The 18,405-nt window shown below is 65.3% G+C and carries 16 protein-coding genes; 7 read left to right on the top strand and 9 right to left on the bottom strand.

Translation table 11 applies throughout. From position 1 onward, the window contains the following. Positions 1–27: 27 nt before the first annotated feature. The 9 genes from CAL26_RS11575 to CAL26_RS11615 all read right to left on the bottom strand — a co-directional run bounded on the left by CAL26_RS11575 (position 28) and on the right by CAL26_RS11615 (position 11,872). Positions 28–792 carry a cephalosporin hydroxylase family protein gene (locus CAL26_RS11575; RefSeq protein ID WP_094847086.1) on the bottom strand — a complete coding sequence of 255 codons (765 nt, stop codon included), beginning with the start codon at positions 790–792 and terminating at the stop codon, positions 28–30. Next, positions 789–1,970, bottom strand: coding sequence for a class I SAM-dependent methyltransferase (locus CAL26_RS11580; RefSeq protein WP_094847087.1), 1,182 nt, complete (start codon positions 1,968–1,970; stop codon positions 789–791). The genes CAL26_RS11575 and CAL26_RS11580 overlap by 4 nt, the downstream gene beginning before the upstream one ends. Next, on the bottom strand, positions 1,961–2,842 hold the full coding sequence (locus tag CAL26_RS11585) for an NAD-dependent epimerase/dehydratase family protein (protein WP_094847088.1): 882 nt from the start codon (positions 2,840–2,842) through the stop codon (positions 1,961–1,963). Before CAL26_RS11585 ends, CAL26_RS11580 begins: the two co-directional genes overlap by 10 nt. Continuing rightward, complete coding sequence (locus tag CAL26_RS11590) at positions 2,839–3,417, bottom strand: dTDP-4-dehydrorhamnose 3,5-epimerase family protein (protein WP_094847089.1); 579 nt, start codon at positions 3,415–3,417, stop codon at positions 2,839–2,841. The genes CAL26_RS11585 and CAL26_RS11590 overlap by 4 nt, the downstream gene beginning before the upstream one ends. Further along, on the bottom strand, positions 3,414–4,484 hold the full coding sequence (rfbG, locus tag CAL26_RS11595) for a CDP-glucose 4,6-dehydratase (RefSeq protein WP_094847090.1): 1,071 nt from the start codon (positions 4,482–4,484) through the stop codon (positions 3,414–3,416). The genes CAL26_RS11590 and rfbG overlap by 4 nt, the downstream gene beginning before the upstream one ends. Continuing rightward, positions 4,478–5,248 (bottom strand): glucose-1-phosphate cytidylyltransferase, encoded by a 771-nt coding sequence (gene rfbF / locus CAL26_RS11600; RefSeq protein ID WP_094847091.1) that lies wholly within the window; start codon positions 5,246–5,248, stop codon positions 4,478–4,480. The genes rfbG and rfbF overlap by 7 nt, the downstream gene beginning before the upstream one ends. Positions 5,249–5,253: 5 nt before the next feature. After that, the gene (locus CAL26_RS11605; protein ID WP_179283343.1) at positions 5,254–8,895 is read right to left on the bottom strand and encodes an O-linked N-acetylglucosamine transferase family protein; all 3,642 of its coding nucleotides are present in this window, start codon (positions 8,893–8,895) and stop codon (positions 5,254–5,256) included. A 292-nt stretch (positions 8,896–9,187) separates the two neighbouring features. Further along, positions 9,188–10,837: a flagellin N-terminal helical domain-containing protein gene (locus CAL26_RS11610; protein ID WP_094847093.1), complete on the bottom strand. Its 1,650-nt coding sequence runs from the start codon at positions 10,835–10,837 to the stop codon at positions 9,188–9,190. Positions 10,838–11,116: 279 nt separating this feature from the next. Further along, positions 11,117–11,872, bottom strand: coding sequence for an RNA polymerase sigma factor FliA (locus tag CAL26_RS11615; RefSeq protein ID WP_094847094.1), 756 nt, complete (start codon positions 11,870–11,872; stop codon positions 11,117–11,119). A gap of 420 nt (positions 11,873–12,292) precedes the next feature. Here CAL26_RS11615 and flhD point away from each other — a divergent pair, with 420 nt between their 5' ends. The 7 genes from flhD to cheW all read left to right on the top strand — a co-directional run bounded on the left by flhD (position 12,293) and on the right by cheW (position 18,369). Continuing rightward, entirely contained in the window at positions 12,293–12,616 is a 324-nt protein-coding gene (gene flhD / locus CAL26_RS11620; RefSeq protein WP_066348928.1) for a flagellar transcriptional regulator FlhD, read from the top strand. Positions 12,617–12,641: 25 nt separating this feature from the next. Beyond that, the gene (gene flhC / locus CAL26_RS11625) at positions 12,642–13,220 is read left to right on the top strand and encodes a flagellar transcriptional regulator FlhC (protein ID WP_094847095.1); all 579 of its coding nucleotides are present in this window, start codon (positions 12,642–12,644) and stop codon (positions 13,218–13,220) included. A gap of 165 nt (positions 13,221–13,385) precedes the next feature. Beyond that, entirely contained in the window at positions 13,386–14,258 is an 873-nt protein-coding gene (gene motA, locus CAL26_RS11630; protein WP_094847096.1) for a flagellar motor stator protein MotA, read from the top strand. A 15-nt stretch (positions 14,259–14,273) separates the two neighbouring features. Beyond that, positions 14,274–15,257 carry a flagellar motor protein MotB gene (gene motB / locus CAL26_RS11635; RefSeq protein ID WP_094847097.1) on the top strand — a complete coding sequence of 328 codons (984 nt, stop codon included), beginning with the start codon at positions 14,274–14,276 and terminating at the stop codon, positions 15,255–15,257. Positions 15,258–15,270: 13 nt separating this feature from the next. Continuing rightward, positions 15,271–15,663 (top strand): response regulator, encoded by a 393-nt coding sequence (locus tag CAL26_RS11640; protein WP_086064613.1) that lies wholly within the window; start codon positions 15,271–15,273, stop codon positions 15,661–15,663. A 15-nt stretch (positions 15,664–15,678) separates the two neighbouring features. Further along, entirely contained in the window at positions 15,679–17,856 is a 2,178-nt protein-coding gene (gene cheA / locus CAL26_RS11645; protein ID WP_094847098.1) for a chemotaxis protein CheA, read from the top strand. Between the two features lie 12 nt (positions 17,857–17,868). Further along, a complete protein-coding gene (gene cheW, locus CAL26_RS11650) occupies positions 17,869–18,369 on the top strand; it encodes a chemotaxis protein CheW (protein ID WP_094847099.1) in 501 nt (166 codons plus the stop codon). Positions 18,370–18,405 lie beyond the last annotated feature (36 nt).

An 18,405-nucleotide genomic window follows, 5' to 3' on the forward strand; every position in this document is an offset into this window, starting at 1 on the left:
CCTTGTCCCGGTGTACCGGGACCCGGCTTACACCCGCTTCAGCCAGGCGCCCGGCCAGTGCGTGATGTTCTGGTCGAGCGCGCTTTCGTTGAACGGCCAGGAAGGCGTCGCCACCTTGAATTCCGGGTGTTTTTTCGCGAAATCGCGCGCCGCGTCCGTCGGGTTGTCCGTGGTCCAGGTGGCGGTGCCGCGCGGTACGTCCGCCAGGTCGTACATGATGCCGTCGGTCGCCACGATGTACGATCCCGGCGTGACCAGTCCGGAGTACAGCTCCAGCTCCTGCAGCACGTGGTCGTAGGTGTGGTTGGAATCCAGGATGACCAGCACCTTTTCGCCGGGCTTCACCAGCGATGCGACGTGGCGCACGGTTTCCGGCGCGGTCGAGCTGCCTTCCACCAGGGTGATGTACGGCATCAGGGGATGCGCCTCGATGGCCGCGCGATTGTGCGGACGGATCTCGATATCGATCCCGACGATGCGGCCGCGTCCCATCGCCTTGCACAGGGATGCGTAGAACACCAGCGAACCGCCGTGGGCCACGCCGGTCTCGATGATCACGTCCGGCTGCAGCTGGGTGATCACTTCCTGCATCCGCACCATGTCTTCCGGCAGCTGGATCACGGGACGACCCATCCAGCTGAAGGTGTAATGGTATTTCTGGTCCCAGCCCACCCGGACCCACTGGCGCGAGATGGCCTCGAAGGCTTCCTTCGAGTAGAGGTCCAGGGAGCGCGTTTCCTTGCCCTCGGTGAGGGTCAGCAGCTTCGCATCGGTATCTATCAGCAGCTTCATTGTTTGCTCCAGTCCGCGAGATCCATCCGGATATTCTGTTCCGCGAGGATTTTCAGATTTTCACTTCTGTAGTTGGGGTTCATGAGGACGGCCATCGCCACGCCGCGCCGCGCGGCCTGCGCCGGGCTGACGATGGGATGGCCGGTGCCGGGTACGAAGCGACCCTGCTTGTTGGGGTTCAGGTCGATGACGCAATCGATGCGCGTGCCGTCCGGGTCCAGCAGATTGGCCAGCGTCACGCCCTTGGCGCCGGCGCCCCAGACGGCGATCTTCATGCGTCCGCAGGCGTCGTCCAGCTGCGCCTTCAGATGCCCGATGAGGCGTGCTTCGGCGTCGGCGTAGGCCTGGGTCAGCGCGACCAGCTCCGCGGCATCGGCCGGCGGGGCGTCTCCGGCGGCGGGCTCGGTGGGCGTGGCTTCGACCCACAGGTATTGTTCGCCGAAGATGTAGTGCACGTCCTCGACGCGGAAGCCGGCGCGCTGGAACGCGGCGCGGATGGACGTCGCGGAGAACAGCGAGCAATGCTCGTAGAAGAAGTCCCAGATCACCTGCCCGCGCAATATCCATTCGACGGCGGGCGTTTCGAAGAACACGCGCGCGTCGCGCGACCGGGACAAGGCTGCCCTGACCGAATGCAGCAGATCCAACGGCGTCTGTATATGCTCGATCACGTGGCGGCAGATGACGATGTCGGCTGGGACGGCCGCGCAGGAGGCGTCGTAGTACGACTTGCGGAAGGACAGCCGGCCGTCCAGCTCCGTTTCCGGGCCGATATAGCTGGGATCGAATCCTATGCCCCGGTTGCCGGCGGCCAGGTCGCCGACCAGCTTGCGCAGGAATTCGCCCTTGCCGCAGCCGACTTCGACGATCGTGCAGTCGCGTACCTGCCTGTCGCGCACCAGCATCGCGGCCAGCCCGTCCAGATAGGCGTCGAAGTGCGCGGAATGCGATTGCGCGTTGTCATAGCTCTGCCCATAGGACAGCCTGGCCGGATCGAAGCTGCGGTTGAAGACGAAGCCGCAGGATGGGCAGGCAGCCATGTCCAGGCGGCCCCGAGCGATGCGGCGCGCTTCTTCCGCCGTGTCGTAGACCAGGTGCTGGTGGCACGGCACGTCCGGACGGCTGACGAAAGGCGGGGAGGCCGGCGTGCCGCAAAGCGGGCAGGTCGCTATATGCATTCGAGTGTTCTCATCAGGCCTTCCCGCAGCGCGAGCGACTGCCGCCAGCCCAGGCTGGCGAGCCGGTCGTTGCGGCCGAAGAGGCTGGCGGGTCCCCTGGCGCCGCCGGGGGTCAGGTCGAGTACGGGATCGGGGCTGGCGCCCAGCGTGGCGGCGATTTCGCGGACGATGGTTTCTATCGCCGTGGCCTGGCCCGAGCACAGGTTGTAGCAGCCATGGGCCCGCTCGCCGAGCAGCGCGTGAAACGCGGTGGCGACGTCCGACACATGCATGAAGTCGCGCCGGGCGTCATGGTGCACGCCAAAGGGCGCGATGTCGCCGCGCAGCGCATCGGCCAGCGCCGGTACCAGGCGCCGGCGGCCTTCACCCTGGCCGTACAGCAGGAAGATCCGGCCCCAGGCCCATGCGACGTCGTGCGATTCGCAGATGTCCCGTACGCGTCCCTGGGTATCCAGCTTGGCCTTGCCATAGGGCGTGGCCGGCTCGACGGGTGTGTTTGCCTCATCGCAGGGCGTGTCGTCGTGGCGGTATTCGTAGCAGGTGCCGGCGGCGACGACGCGCGTGCCGCCGCCGCGGCAGAACGCCTCCACCAGACGCGCGGTGGCATCGCCCCATGCCTCATTGAGCGGCGAATCCCAGAATTTGCCGTGCTCCACATACCAGGCCAGATGCAGCAGGTGCGTGGCCCGCGCGGCGTCGACGATGCGGGCGTGATCGCGGGTGTCCAGCAGGTCGGCTTCGATGAATCGGACGTCTCCCGCGCCATCGGGACGGCGCCGTCCGACCACGACGACCTCGATCCCGCGCGCGACCAGGACGTCGAGCACGTGGCGGCCGATGAAGCCGCTGGCGCCGGTCAGCAGCACCTTCATCCGGCGTTCTTCACGGGGATGTCGTACCCCATGAAGGCCTCGTCCAGGAAGGCGCGTTCCGCGTCCTTGGGCGACATATTGCGCACGGGCAGGGGCCATGAAATGCCCACACGCGGGTCCAGCGGGTGCAGGCCGGCCTCGGCGCCGGGCGCGTAGGCGCGCGTATTGCAGTAGACCAGCTCCGTGTCCGGCGCGAGCGCCTGGAAGCCATGGGCAAAGCCTTCCGGCACCAGCAGCGCGACGCCGTTCGTCGCCGACAACTTCTCGGCATGCCATTGCAGGAAGGTCGGCGAGCCCTTGCGCATATCCACCGCGACGTCCCACAGCTCCCCGCGCAGGCACATCACCAGCTTCATCTCGGCGTGGGGCGCGAGTTGCATGTGCATGCCGCGCACGGTGCCGGGATGGATGGTCAGGCTGTGGTTGACGTGGGCGATGGGGCCGGTCCAGCCCGCTTCCCGCAGGGTATCGGCGCAGAACAGCCGCTCGAAGTAACCGCGGTCGTCGGCGTGCGCGCCGCGATGGACGGTATGGACGCCGGGCAGCGCGCACGGCCTGATTTCGAGATTGCTCATGACGTACGCTCGAACAGATCAATGTGGGCGTGGCAGAGCGCGCGCCCGTCGCCGCCCTGTTTCAGCTGGCGATACCATTCCATGGTCAGGCGGACGGCCTCGGCGGCGGACCAGCGAGGCACGATGCCCAGGATGTGCCGAGCCTTGGCGGTTTCCAACGCGAGATGGTGCGTTTCGTGCGGGCCGTTGGCGTCGGGTTGGCCGAATTCGACCGCGCCTTCGCCGTAGACCTCGCGCGCCAGGTCGACGATGTCGCGCACGCACAGCACGTCGTCCGCGGCAGGGCCGATGTTGTAGGCATCCGCCAGGGCCGGCTCGTGCCACAGCCTTTCAGCCAGGCAGAGATAGGCGTTCAGCGGCTCCAGGACATGCTGCCATGGGCGCACCGCCGCCGGATTGCGGACCTGCAGCGTGCGGCCGGCCTGCCAGGCGCCGATGGCGTCGGGGATCAGCCTGTCCTGCGACCAGTCGCCGCCGCCGATCACGTTGCCGGCACGGACGCTCGCCAGCGGCACGCCGGCCGAGCGCAGGAATGCATCCCGGTAGCTCGCGATGACGATCTCGGCGGCCGCCTTGCTGGCGCTGTAGGGGTCATGCCCGCCCAGCGTGTCGGTCTCGCGGTACGGCAAGAAGGTGCGCTGGTCCCGGTACACCTTGTCGGTGGTCACGGCGACGATGGCGCGCACCGATCCCGCGCGGCGGGCAGCCTCCAGCACGTGGACGGTGCCCATCACGTTGGAACCGAAGGTGAATACCGGGTCGCCGTAGCTGGCCCTGACCAGCGGCTGCGCGGCAAGGTGCAGCACCACTTCCGGCTGGAAGGCGTCGACGATACGATCCAGCGCCGGCATGTCGCGGACGTCGCACAGATGGCTGCGGAGTCCTTCGGACACCCGCGCCAGCTCGAACAGGTTCGGGTGGGTGGCCGGCGGCAGCGACACCCCGCTCACCGTCGCGCCCAGGCGTTGCAGCCAGATCGCCAGCCAGGCGCCCTTGAAACCGGTGTGGCCGGTCAACAGTACCCGGCGGCCGCGCCAGAACGCGGGCGAGGGGATGGGTGTCACCATAGCTTCCACGGCGCCTGGTTGCGCGCCCACAGGTCCTCGAGCAGATTCTTCTCGCGCAAGGTGTCCATGGGCTGCCAGAAGCCGTGGTGCTCGTAGGCCATCAGGTCGCCCTGCCTGGCCAGTTGTTCCAGGGGCTTCAGTTCCCAGGGGCTATCGTCGTCGTCGATCAGCGAGATGGTCTTCGGCGACAGGACGAAGAAACCGCCATTGATCAGGCCGCCGTCGCCAGGCGGCTTTTCCTGGAAGCCCGTGACCTGCGCATTGTCCAGCATCAGCGCGCCGTAGCGGCCGGGCGGCCGTACCGCCGTGACGGTGGCGGCGCGTCCGTGTTCGCGGTGGAAGCGGATCAGCGATGAGATATCGACGTCGGCCACGCCGTCGCCGTAGGTGAAGCAGAAGGCTTCTTCGTCCTTGACGTACTGGGCGACCCGCTTCAGGCGGCCGCCCGTCATCGTGTTCTCGCCGGTGTCCACCAGGGTGACGCGCCACGGTTCGGCCTTGCGCTCGTGGACGACCATCTCGTTCCGCGCCATGTCCAGCGTGATGTCGGACATGTGCAGGAAGTAGTTGGCGAAGTACTCCTTGATCATGTAGCCCTTGTACCCGCAGCAGATCACGAAGTCGTTCACGCCATGGGCGGAATAGATCTTCATGATGTGCCACAGGATCGGACGGCCGCCGATTTCTATCATGGGCTTGGGCCGCAGATGGGTTTCTTCCGAAATCCGCGTCCCAAGGCCGCCGGCCAGGATTACCGCTTTCATGATGGCTAGTTCCCGAAACGCGCTTTCAGAACCCGCAGGATTTCTTTCCGCAGCTTCTCGAACTCGGCCGCGGGCAAGGCCGGCTGCGCCAGCTTGGTGAAATCCTTCAGGTAGTAGTCGTAGAAGTCCGCGCGGGGCAGGGCCCGCTTCTGGCCCGTCATGCGCTGCTCCGTACTGGTGTCGCGCTGGCCGAAGTAGCGTCGGTAGTACGCGGCATCGTCGACGTACTGGAGCTTGCCGGTCCACAGCAGGCGGCTGATCAGGACGTGATCCCAGGAAATGGTGCCCGTGATCTCGAAACCCTCCAGGGCGGCGCGGCGGAAGACCGAATGCAGGATGGTGCAGTTGGCGACCTTGGCGACCGAATTCATGTACCGCACGACCGGCGATTCGTCGGAGAAGTCATACACCGCGGCCGGGACCGGGCCGGTACGGCCGTCCATGACCGAATGCGGCATGCCGCAGGCCATCGCCGTTCCGGGCGCCGCCGCGATCGCGTTCAAGGTCTTCCGAAGGTAGCCATCCGACAGATAGTCATGGCCGCCCAGCCACATGAAGTATTCCGAGCTGGTCTGCTCGAACAGGAACTTCCAGTTCTTCAGCGCGCCGATGTTTTCCGGCTGGCGGACCAGCTCGAAGCGCTCGTCGCCGGCGGCCAGGTCGCGCAGTAGCTCCGCCGATCTGTCGGAAGAGGCGTTGTCCGAGACCAGGAACCTGACCGAGTCGACATCCTGCTTTTTCAGCGACAGGATGGTCTGTTCGAGATACTTGTCCTCGTTGTAGACGGGTATGCCCAGGCAGAGCCGGTGCGCCACGTCCTTGCCTTTCAGCACGGCCGGCGCCTCGATGGCGTCGGTCGTCGTCCCGGCGTCGGCTTGCGCCTGGGGCGGCGCGGCCACGGGCTTGGCCGGCGCCTTGGGCAACTGGGTGGCCAGGTAGCTGGCCGCGGCCGCCGCGCTGCCGGCCTCCAGCACGCGATGGGCCAGGTCGGGCGATCGATAGGCCGTGTGCAGGATGAAGGCCAGCTTGGCCCGCTGGTTGTCATCCAGCGTCTTGATGCGCTGGTCGTCCGGCACGAAGATGGCGTCGCAGCTCAGCATCTGCGAATGGACATTGGCGTGTTGCTGCCGCAGGATGGGGTCGGAGAACAGGCTGGCCGCACGGTGATTGTCCAGCCGCAGCAGGCGGAAGCCATGCTTGGCGACCAGCTTGCTGACCGTGCCCAGGTCGGTCTGTTTCTTGAAAACGTCCACGAACATGACCCGGACATGGACGATCAGCAGGTTGGGCAGCAGGTCTTCCGCGCCTTGCAGGATCTTCTTGTTGTCGTGGCTATCGTTCAGGACCAGCCAGTCCAGGGTCTCCAGGCCGTCGATGCGATCCAGCCGGACGGTGGCGATGGGCAGCTTGGCCAGCAGGCTGGCGGGCTGTTGCATGAAGGGCTGCTGCTTGCCGGAGGGCAGGGGTTCGAGCGTCCCGCTCAATTCCGAATTCAGGCAGGTATACAGGACGCCGGGCTCGCCGTCGCCCAGGGCGATATGGCTCTGGTGATGATGCATCACCTTCTCGTACTTCAGCCGCGCCACGTCCTGGATACGGCTGGCCGGGTCCAGGACCACGATGGACAGGGCCTTGGTACGGTTCGGAACCTGGAAGATCGGCGTGTTGTAGAGCGTCCCGCCATGGTCCACGGCCACGACCTTGCCCTTGATGCCGAACTGGAAGGAATCGCTTTTCTCGGGCTCCGGGGGCAGGGCGTCGGTGTCGGGCCGCACCACCTCCATGGGGGCGTCTTCGTCCTCGAACCACGGTTTGCCGTCGGGGGTGAAGGCGACCGCGCCGGGCGCCTTGCCGGCGCAATAGCGTTGCCAGATGGCGCGGAAAGCCGTCGCCAGATGGCCGGCGAAGCGCGGCGCGTTGCAGACGGGCGATTCCAGCAGGATCTGCCGCAGATGGCGGCGGATGGTCGCCAGGCTGTCCAGGTCGCTGACCAGGCCCACGCAGCGGGCGCGGTACTCGTCCCAGTCCTTGACGATCAGTTCGGGCATGGCCACGTTGGCCAGGTGGGTGGCGGAGTGGCGTCCCGCGAAGGTCGGGCCTGGCAGCGTCACCACCGGTACGCCCATCAGCAGCGCTTCGCAGGTGGTCAGGCCGCCCGAATAGGGCCAGGGATCGAGCGCGACGTCGACGTCGTTGTAGCACTCGAACAGCTGGTAGTGCGGAGACTGGCCTTCCATGCGCAGGCGGTCGGCCTCGATGCCGTGGCCGGCCATGAAATCCTGGATGCGCTTGCGCATGGATTCCGTGCCGTAGCCGGCGCCTTTCAGGAACAGGTGCGAACCAGGCACCGCCTGCATGAGTTCGGCCCAGCGCGTCAGCAGGACGTCATTGATCTTGGTCGGGTTGTTGAAGCAGCCGAACGTGACATAGCCGTGCTTGCTCGCCGGCAGCGGACCGACTTCCGGCAGCCGTGGCGGCGGCACGTAGCAGATATAGTCGTCCGGCATGCGGATCAGCTTTTCCGTATACATGTGATCGCTGCCGGGGGGCGATTCGACGCTATCGGTAATCAGATAGTCGATCGTTTCCAGCCCCGTCGTATTGATCAGGCCGCCGACCCATTTCACCAGGATGGGCGCCGGCTCCAGCGTCATGGTGCGCATGTGGGTGCCGGCGTTGTAACCCGCCAGGTCGATCAGGATGTCGATCTCATCTTCGCGGAACATCTCGGCCAGGGCGTCGTCGCCGACCTGCATGATGGGCGTCCACTTGGCCGCGACGGCCTGCAGCCGCTTGGTGATGTGGTCGACCGTCGAGGTCGTCGTGTAGAGGTAGAGCTCGATGCCGTGCTGGCTCAGCTGTTCGAGCGCGGTGGTGGTCATCGCGCCCACCGGGTGCTGGCGGAAGCCGTCCGAAAACATGCCGATGCGCAGTTTGCGGCTCGGGGAGCGGTCGGCCGGGACCGGCCGCTTGACGTCCTTGTTGGGCGGATAATAGGCCACCCACTGCTTGCAGGCCTCGAGGATTTCCTCCGCCGTTTTCTCCGGCATGTAGTGCAGCAGCGTCAGCCAGTTGGAGAATGCCGACGCATTGTGTTTCGGCGACAGCTTGATCGCTTCGCGATAGGTGGCTTCCGATTCGTCGAGCAGTCCCAGGTCGCGCTTGGTGCTGGCCAGGTTCGTCATGTGCGAATACCGGGCCTGCGGATCACGCCGGATCAGCTCTTCCTGCAGCGCGATGGCTTCCTCGAAGCGGAACGTGCCGACCAGCAGCTGCGCCTTGGTCCAGATGGCCGCCAGGGAGTCCGGGTTCAGCTCCAGCGAGCGGTTGATGTACTTCAAGCCTTCGTGGCTGTTGTTCATGCGCCAGAACACGTCGGCCAGCCCGTGGTAGGCGCCGGGCAGCTTGTCATTCAGCGAAATGGCGTGTTCGAAATGCTGGCGGGCGACAGGGTCGTTGCTGCATTGCGTTTCCACCTGGGCCAGCAATACCCAGCCGTGCGGGTCTTCCGGGGCCAGTTCGACGACCTTTTCGGCCGCGTGGCGGGCGCCTTCCAGTTCCTTGGCCTTGGACAGCATGGTGCCCAGCGCCAGCCAGGCCTTCACGTCGTCGGGCGACTTTTTCGTCAGGGCGCGAAGCTGGTCCACGGTCAGCGGGACCTGTGCGACGGGAGCAGCGCCGGGGCCGGATCGGCGAGCGGGCGGGGAAGGGCGGTGCGATTTTGCCATGGCGGGACGCGATGCGGGTGGGTACAGAAAGTGACGAATGCCAGTCTAAATGCAGGCCCGCGGGCCAAATTCGATGGTCAGCGGCGAAAAATAGCGGCTTTTCCCCGGGCAGGCCGGGCGCGAAAAAAAGACCCCGCGGCACGGGGCCGGGGGGTCTTTCGGTACTGCGGGTGCCTGACGGGCAGCGAGCCGCCCGTCGGCCTGCTTGCGATTAACGCAGCAGGGACAGCACCGTCTGCGGCACTTGGTTGGCCTGCGCCAGCACCGAGGTGCCAGCTTGTTGCAGGATCTGCGCGCGGGTCATGTTCGACACTTCCGTCGCGTAGTCGGCATCTTCGATGCGCGAACGCGAGGCCGACAGGTTGTTCACCGTGTTGTTCAGGTTGGCAACCGTCGATTCGAAGCGGTTCTGCACGGCACCCAGGGCGCTACGCAGATCGTCCACTTGCGACAGGGCGGCGTCGATGGCGTCCAGCGGGTCGACCACGGTGGCCGACTTGTCCAGCGTCAGCTTGCCGTTGGTGGTGTTGGTCGCTTCAACCTTGAAGTAGCTGACGCTGCCGTCCGTGCCGGTGTGCTGGATGTACAGCGCGCCGGTGTTGGCGGCCGAGGCGCTGCCGGTGGCGTCAGGCGTGTAGCGAACCAGCTTGTTGGTGCCGCTGCTGAAGCCCAGTTGCGTGTTGACGTCGGAGTAGTCGACGCTGACCGCGAACGAGGTGCCGGTGTGGACGGTGGTCGTGCCGGTGTAGGTCGTGCCGCCGTTGGTGGTGATGCCCTGGGCGCTGACCGCGGCCGAGGTGGAGACGATGGCGGAAGTCGCCGTCGTGACATCCAGGCTGACCTTGCCGGTGGTGCCGTTGAAGCTGGCGGCGTAGTACGTGCCGCCGACCTTGGCGTAGTAGTTCGTCGTGCCGGCCGTGGCTTGGTACAGCGAGGCGCTGGACAGGTCCAGGCTGGTCAGCTTGTATTCGCTTTGGTCCACCGCGGACAGTTCCACCAGGCCGTCGGCGCTGTTGGAGTTGTACTGGGTGATCGTCGTCATCGTGCTGTAGCTGGTGACAGCGCCGATTTCGATGGTGTTGGACGTCGAATTCCAGCTGGCCGAGAACGTGGTCGAGCCTTGCTGCACGTACAGATTGCCGTCACCGCCAACCTTCGCGGCGTAAGCAGCGGTGCTGCCGCCCGTGGCCGAGAAGCTGAAGGACGTGTAGTTGAAGCTGTGCTGCGTACCGATGTTGGCGGTCGTGGTGCTGGCGTAGGTCGTGCCGGACAGCGAAGCGGCGACGTCGGAGAAGTTCGACGCGCCATCGCTGTTCTTCGAGGTCATCTGGTGACCCATGTTCAGCTTGTTCAGGCCCAGCGTCGTCGCATTGATCTGGTGCAGATCGATGTTGATCGTTTCGCTGTCGTTGGCGCCGACCTGGATGCTCAGGCTTTGGTCGCTGGCCAGGACCTTGACGCCGTTGAATTGGGTCTGGTTGGCAACGCGGGTGATTTCATCCAGGCGCTGGGTGATTTCAGCCTGGATCGAGTCCAGGTCGCTGCCGCTGTTCGTGCCGTTGGCGGCTTGAACCGACAGTTCACGGATGCGCTGCAGGTTGTTGTTGATTTCGTTGAGGGCGCCTTCGGTCGTTTGCGCGATCGAGATGCCGTCGTTGGCGTTGCGAGCAGCCTGGGTCAGGCCGTTCACGTTGGCCGTGAAGCGGTTGGCAATGGCCTGGCCGGCGGCGTCGTCCTTGGCGCTGTTGATGCGCAGGCCCGAGGACAGACGTTCGATGGCCGAACCGAGGTCCGACTGGGACTTGTTCAGGTTGTTTTGCGCAACCAGCGACAAGTAATTGGTGTTGATAACTGCAGCCATGAATAGCTCCCAAGAGAGAAAGGCATCTTCAAACCGGGCAGCCAGGCCGCCCTGCGGGCACGGAATCGTCCACCGGAGGTGATGGCCGCATGCCGCGCCGCTGACTGGGTAACGGCAAGGCTCCGTAAACCTTTAGGGGGATGGACAGCGAAAAATTTCGGAGTGTGGCGGTCGTGCCGGTTTTCCCCGGCGTCCGGCCGTCGGGCCAGGGCGGGGCAAGGCCGGGATGATGGCTGCCGCGGGCCACGGCGGCGCCGTCGTCCGTGGAGCGCCCGGCGCTCAGGCGACCGATGCGATCCGGACGTCTTCCGGCAGTTGCTGCCAGGCGCCGTCCTTCAGCTTGGCGCGCAGGCGGCTCATGGCCTGGGAGCGCAGCTGGCAGACGCGGGCCTCGGTGACGCCCATGACGGCGCCGACTTCCTTGAGGTTCAGACCCTGCTCATAACAAAGGGACAGCAGCAGCTTTTCGCGGTCGGGGAGGGCGCCGATGGCTTCGGCCAGCGCCTGACGGAAGTCCGCCGCCAGCAGGCTGTCCAGCGGATTGCCCGAAGGGCCGGAGTCCGCCGCGCCGGCCGCCCAGTCGGCGTCCCGGGCCTCGGCGCCGTTCTCGGAACCGAAATCCTCGTAATGGACGATCTGGGCGCCCTGGGCGTCGTAGAGCAGCTGGTGGTATTCCGCCAGCGGCAATTCCAAATGGCCGGCGATTTCGGTCTCGTTGGGCGGCCGCATCAATTGTTGTGTCAGCTGCGCCACCGCCTGGTCGATGCGCTTGGCCTTGCTGCGCACGCTGCGCGGCAGCCAGTCCTGATTACGCAGTTCGTCCAGCATGGCGCCCCGGATACGGGCGGTCGCATAAGTCTCGAACTGCGCGTCGGCCACTTCCTGGTAGCGCCGGGCAGCGTCCAGCAGGCCGATCATGCCCGCCTGGATCAGGTCGTCCAATTCCACGCTGGCGGGCAAGCGGGCCAGCAGCTGCAGGGCCAGCTTGCGCACCAGGGGCGCGTATTCAGCCAGGCGGTCTTCGGAAAGGGGCATTGCACTCGACTAAAAGGGTTGGCCCGCGGCGCCGCCATTGTGAATTGTTGCCTGTACGCGACATTGCTGCTCTGCCGTTTACCCGTACAAGGCCGATGGCTCGCCCACGATTCACCTTGCATTGTGAGTACTTCGCCTGGATTCATTGGCACAAAGACACAAGCTTTCTAATGCTTGTTTACGGAATTGACTTACACTTGCGAAAGTCTTTGTTGCTATATATGTCTCAGAAGTGCGATATTTCACCAAGCACAAAGAATTGTCATGTCTGTAATACAAAATGACATTGCACATGGTAAATTGTATGACTTGTGGGAACAAAAGAAATATTTAGAGATTTGTTGCACACATGAAGTAACCGGTCGGCTGGGGGCTGACCGGTCCCGGGACAGAACTGACATTAGTGAACAAGGGATACCCATGAAACAGCCTGAGAACACTTTGCTCGCCGACATTCGCGAAGTGAACCTGTCCTACCTGCTCCTCGCCCAGCGCATGCTGCGTGACGACTATGCCGCGTCGATGTTTCGCCTGGGCTTTAGCGAGCAGGTGGCCGACATCCTGATGCGACTGTCGCCCGCGCAACTGGTGAAGCTGGCCAGCTCCAGCTCGCTGCTCTGCCGTTTCCGCTTTGACGACTACAGCCTGCTGTCGGCGCTGACCCACGATGTGCTGGGCGGTGCGCTGCAACAGGCGCACGCGACCATTCTGCTTGCCAAACAGCCGGTCGAGCAACTGGCCTGATCTTCTCCCGCACCCCCTCAAGGTCATGGCTATCAAAAGCGTATCCCAAGAAGCCGACGAGATCCTCCTGGCCAGCGCCATGATCGGTCTCGGCGCCCGCCTCCAGGTGCTGGAGTCGGAAACCAGCCTGAGCCACGACAGGCTCGCCCGGCTGTACCGCGAAATCCGCGGCTGCTCGCCTCCCAAGGGCATGCTGCCGTTCTCGGTGGACTGGTTCATGACCTGGCTGCCGAACATCCATTCGTCGCTGTTCTACAACGTTTATAAATTTCTGAACGAAAACACCGGCAGCAAGGGCGTGCGGGCCATCATCGATGCCTACCGCCTTTACCTGGAGCATGCCGGCGTGGCCGATCCGGACCAGAGCGAGCCGGTGTTGAGCTTCACGCGCGCCTGGATGCTGGTGCGGTTCTTCGACGGCAAGATGCTGCAGTTGTCGGAATGCCGCCAGTGCGGCGGCCATTTCATCGCGCACGCCCACGACCCGCGGTCCGACTTCGTCTGCGCGATCTGCCGGCCGCCTCCACGCGCGGGCAAGACCCGCGCGGCCGCCAAGGAACGCGCGGGCCGGCGGACTGCCCCGGCCGCCGCCATCGGGGTATGAAAGCCACCGGGCCGGCCATTGCCGGCCCGGTGTGTCATTGAGAGCCGCCGTGCTCAATAACCCCAAATGCCGCTGAAAATTCCCCGTAAACCACGCTTTCGCGGTGCCGCTCTCGGGGGATCATGGGCGCTTGGGTAATACGTCTACGCTTGGCAGGGGCCTGATGTGCTGATTGTTATTGGTTATCTCGTGGTGATCGTGTCCGTCGTCGGCAGCTTCGTTGCCTTGGGCGGCCATCTGGGCGCGCTGTACCAGCCTTTCGAATTCACCCTGATCGCTGGCGCGGCGGCGGGCGCGTTCCTGGCCGGGAACAGCCGCAAATCGCTGAAGCTGATCAAGTCCGCCATCCCCAATGCCCTGCGCGGCGCGCGCTACAGCAAGGACGTGTACATGGAGCTGATGTCTCTCATGTACGTGATCCTGAACAAGGCCCGGCGCGAAGGGCTGATGGCCATCGAATCCCACATCGAGGATCCGGCTTCCAGCCCCATCTTCACCGAATGCCCGCGGATCATGAAGGACGAAAAGCTGATGGAGTTCATCACGGACTACCTGCGCATCATGATCAGCGGCAACATGAGCTCCTTCGAGATCGAAACGCTGATGGACGAGGAGATCGAGACTTTCCGCCACGAGCGCCAGGTTCCGGTCCAAGCGCTGCAAAACATGGCCGACGGCATGCCCGCGTTCGGTATCGTGGCCGCGGTGCTGGGCGTGATCAAGGCGCTGGCGGCGGTGGACCAGCCGCCCGCGGTGCTGGGCGACCTGATCTCCAAGGCCATGGTCGGGACCTTCCTGGGCATCCTGCTGGCCTACGGTTTCGTGGGGCCGCTGGCCTCGCGCGTCGACCGCCAGACCAGCGAAGCGGTCAAGATCCTGGAATGCATCAAGACCACGCTGCTGGCCAGCATGAACGGCTACCCGCCGCAGCTGGCGGTGGAATTCGGCCGCAAGGTGCTGTTCTCCGGCGTGCGCCCGTCGTTCGCCGAGCTGGAAGAGCACGTGCGGCAGGCCAAGACGTCCACCTCCAAGGCTTGACGGAGACAGGTCCGCATGGCTCCGGTCAATAACCACCGCGTGGTGATACGCCGCAAGAAGGGCGCGCACGGCGGGCACCACGGCGGCAGCTGGAAGATCGCCTACGCCGATTTCATCACCGCGATGATGGCGTTCTTCCTGGTCATGTGGCTGATCAGCGTCGTGCCGCGCGAAGAACTGAAGGGGATCGCCGAGTACTTCCGCATGCCGCTGGCCGTGGCATTGACGGGTGGTCCCAATAATTCCGCCAACACCAGCGCCATCCCCGGCGGCGGCGCCGATCCGGTGCGCAGCGACGGTGACGTGCGCCGGGCCGACGGCAATCGGGTCGAGGCCCAGGTCAGGGGCGACGAGGCGCAGCGGCGCGACCAGCGGCGCCTGGAAGACCTGCAGAAGCGCCTGAACAATCTGATCGAAAGCAGCCCGGTGCTGAAGAACTTCCGCCCGCAGCTGCTGATCGACATGACCACCGAAGGCCTGCGTATCCAGATCATCGACAACAAGAACCGGCCGATGTTCGCCACCGGCTCGGCGGAAGTGCAGCCCTATATGCGCGACATCCTGCGCGAACTGGGGCCGGTGCTGAACGAAATCCCCAACAAGATAAGCATATCCGGCCACACCGACGCCACCCAGTACGCCCGCGGCGAGCGCGCCTACAGCAACTGGGAGCTTTCCGCCGACCGCGCCAACGCGTCGCGCCAGGAATTGGTGGCCGGGGGCATGAACGAAACCAAGGTGGCCCGCGTCATGGGCCTGTCATCCAGCGTCAGCCTGGTTAAGGATGACCCTTATGCTGCCGTTAACAGACGTATCAGCCTGGTGGTGCTCAATCGGGCCACGCAGGAAAGGCTGGAGCGCGAGAACGCGGCGGCGGCGGATATTTCGGCAAGCGATGCGAAGCAGGCCGGTAGCGGCCTGACGCGTTCGCTGTCGAACGCGGCCAGCCAGGGCAGCGGTGTGGTGCAGGAAATTCCGGCCGCCCGCCCCGCACAATAGGAGCAGTTCGACCATGACGGCGACGATACTGGTCGCGGACGATTCCGCGACGATGCGCATGATAGTCCAGGCCACCCTGACGGGGGCCGGCTGGAAGGTGCTGGCCGCGGGCAATGGCAAGGACGCGCTGGCGCTGGCGCTGGAACAGGCCGAGCCGGTGGATCTGGTGGTCAGTGACTGGAACATGCCGGTCATGGGCGGGCTGGACCTGATACGCGGCCTGCGCCAGATGGAGCGCTACGAAGACGTTCCCGTCCTGGTCCTGACGACCGAGGACGACGTGGAAAGCAAGACCGCGGCGCGCGACCTGGGCGTGTGCGGCTGGCTGCAGAAGCCGGTGGATCCGGACTTGTTGGTAGAGATGGCGTCGGAGCTCGTGGGCGAGCCCGGCGAGCCCTCGCATTGAGAACAGAAGGGCGTCATGAGCGGTCTTGACCTGAGCCAGTTTTACGAGACGTTCTTCGATGAAGCGGACGAGCTGCTTGCGCAGATGGAGCAGTTGCTGCTCGAACTGGACGCTGGCCAGCCGGACATCGAACAGCTGAACGCGATATTCCGGGCGGCGCATTCGATCAAGGGCGGCGCCGCCACCTTCGGCTGCTTCACCCAGCTGGCCGAAACCACCCATTTGCTGGAAAACCTGCTCGATGCCATCCGCCGCGGCGAGATGGCGTTGCGCACGGACATGATCGACATCTTTCTGGAAACCAAGGACGTGCTGAAAAGCCAATTGGACGCCTACCGCGCCTCCGAGGAGCCCGACGCCGCTGCCTACGAGCGCATCTGCGGCGTGCTGCGCCAGCTGGCGCTGGAACAGCAGCAGGGCGGCCAGGCGGCGCCCGCCGCCCCGGCGCCCGCGCCGGCTGCCCCGGCCGCGCCGGCGCCTGTCGCGGCGGCTCCCGCGCCTGCCCAGAGTCCCGCGGCCGCCGCGCCGGCCCCGGCCGGCGGCGCCGATCTGCCGTTGCGCGTGCGCATCAACCGCGTCTCGGCGAAGGATGCGCAGTCGCTGCTCGAAGAGATGAACAACCTGGGCCATGTGCTGGCCAGCGACCAGGCCGGCGGCGGCTTGACGGTGTGGCTGGAAAGCACCTGCTCCGCTGACGATATCGAAGCCGTTTGCTGCTTCATCGTCGACGCCGACCAGATCGCCATCGGCCATGAAGCCGTGCCGGCCGCGCCCGCCGCCGGCCAGGCGGTGGACGACTTCGCCCAGGCGGCCGCGGATTTCGCGGCCCAGGCCCAGAGTGCCGCTCCGGCGCCCGCGCCCGTGGCGGCGGCGCCCGTCGATGCGCCATCCGCCGCGCCGGCCGCGAGCACGCCGGCCGCCGCTGCGTCGAGCGCCCCCAAGCCGGCCGCGCCCGCCGGCGCCCAACGCGCCGCCACCGGCGCGCCCGCCGCGGACAAGGAATCCACCTCCATCCGCGTCGGCGTGGAAAAAGTCGACCAGATCATCAACCTGGTCGGCGAACTCGTGATCACCCAGGCCATGCTGGCGCAGACCGCGTCGACGCTGGATCCGGTGCTGCACGACCGCCTGCTCAACGGCATGGAGCAGCTGGAGCGCAACGCGCGCGACCTGCAGGAAGCGGTGATGTCCATCCGCATGATGCCGATGGATTACGTGTTCAGCCGCTTCCCGCGCCTGGTGCGCGACCTGGCCGGCAAGATGGGCAAGCAGATCGAGCTGCAGACCTTCGGCCGCGCGACCGAACTGGACAAGAGCCTGATCGAACGCATCATCGATCCGCTTACCCACCTGGTGCGCAACAGCCTGGACCACGGTATCGAGACGCCCGAAAAGCGCGTCGCCGCGGGCAAGGAGCCGGTGGGGCAGCTGGTGCTGTCGGCGCAGCATAGCGGCGGCAACATCGTGATCGAGGTCAGCGACGACGGCGGCGGCTTGAACCGCGAACGCATCCTGAAGAAAGCCATCCAGCAGGGCATCGCCGTCAGCGAGAACGCAACCGATGACGAGGTGTGGCAATTGATCTTCGCGCCGGGCTTTTCGACGGCGGAACAGATCACCGATATCTCGGGCCGGGGCGTCGGCATGGACGTCGTGCGCCGGAACATCCAGGACATGGGCGGCCACGTGCAGCTGTCGTCGGTGCCGGGCAACGGCACCACCACCCGCATCGTGCTGCCGCTGACCCTGGCCATCCTGGATGGCATGTCGGTGCGCGTCGGCGCGGAAACCTTCATCCTGCCCCTGAATCACGTCACGGAATCGCTGCAGCCCACCAACGAGCAGATCTATTCGGTGGCCGGCAACGAACGCGTGATGCACGTGCGCGGCGAATACCTGCCCCTGGTCGAACTGCATCGGGTGTTTTCGGTGGGCGGCGCGCAGGACGACCCCACGCAGGCCATCGCCGTCATCATGCAGGCCGAGGACCGGCGCTTCGCGCTGCTGGTCGATCACCTGGTCGGGCAGCATCAGGTCGTGGTGAAGAATCTGGAATCCAATTACCGCAAGGTGCCCGGCGTATCGGCGGCCACCATCCTGGGCGATGGCAGCGTGGCGCTGATCATCGACGTGTTCGCCATGGCCAGGGCGAATCGCGAAAAGTGGACACCGGCCGAAGCGGTTATGAACTGAGGGAGTAAACACATGGCAGCCAAACCGCACTCGCAAGGCGCTCGCGTCGAAGACATAGGCCGTGAATTCCTGGTCTTCACCCTGGGTGAAGAGGAATACGGCATCGATATTCTGAAGGTGCAGGAAATCCGCGGCTACGACGCCGCCACGGTGACCCGCATCGCCAACGTGCCGTCCTTCATCAAGGGCGTGACGAACCTGCGCGGCATCATCGTGCCTATCGTCGACCTGCGCATCAAGTTCAACCTGGGCAAGGTCGAATACAACGAGCAGACGGTCGTCATCATCCTGAACCTGGATCGCCGCGTCGTCGGCATCGTGGTCGACGGCGTGTCGGACGTGCTGATGCTGGGCGCCAGCCAGGTGCGGCCGGCGCCGGAATTCGGCGCCACCCTGTCCACGGAATACCTGACCGGGCTGGGCACCGTCGACGAACGCATGCTGATCCTGGTGGATATCGAAAAACTGATGACCAGCGACGAAATGGCGCTGGTGGAGAAAGCCGCCGTCTGAGCGGCGCCACGTGCAGGGGCGGGGGCGGGGGCCAAC

Origin of the sequence: Bordetella genomosp. 9 (assembly GCF_002261425.1) — a bacterium.
GTDB lineage: Bacteria > Pseudomonadota > Gammaproteobacteria > Burkholderiales > Burkholderiaceae_B > Bordetella_C.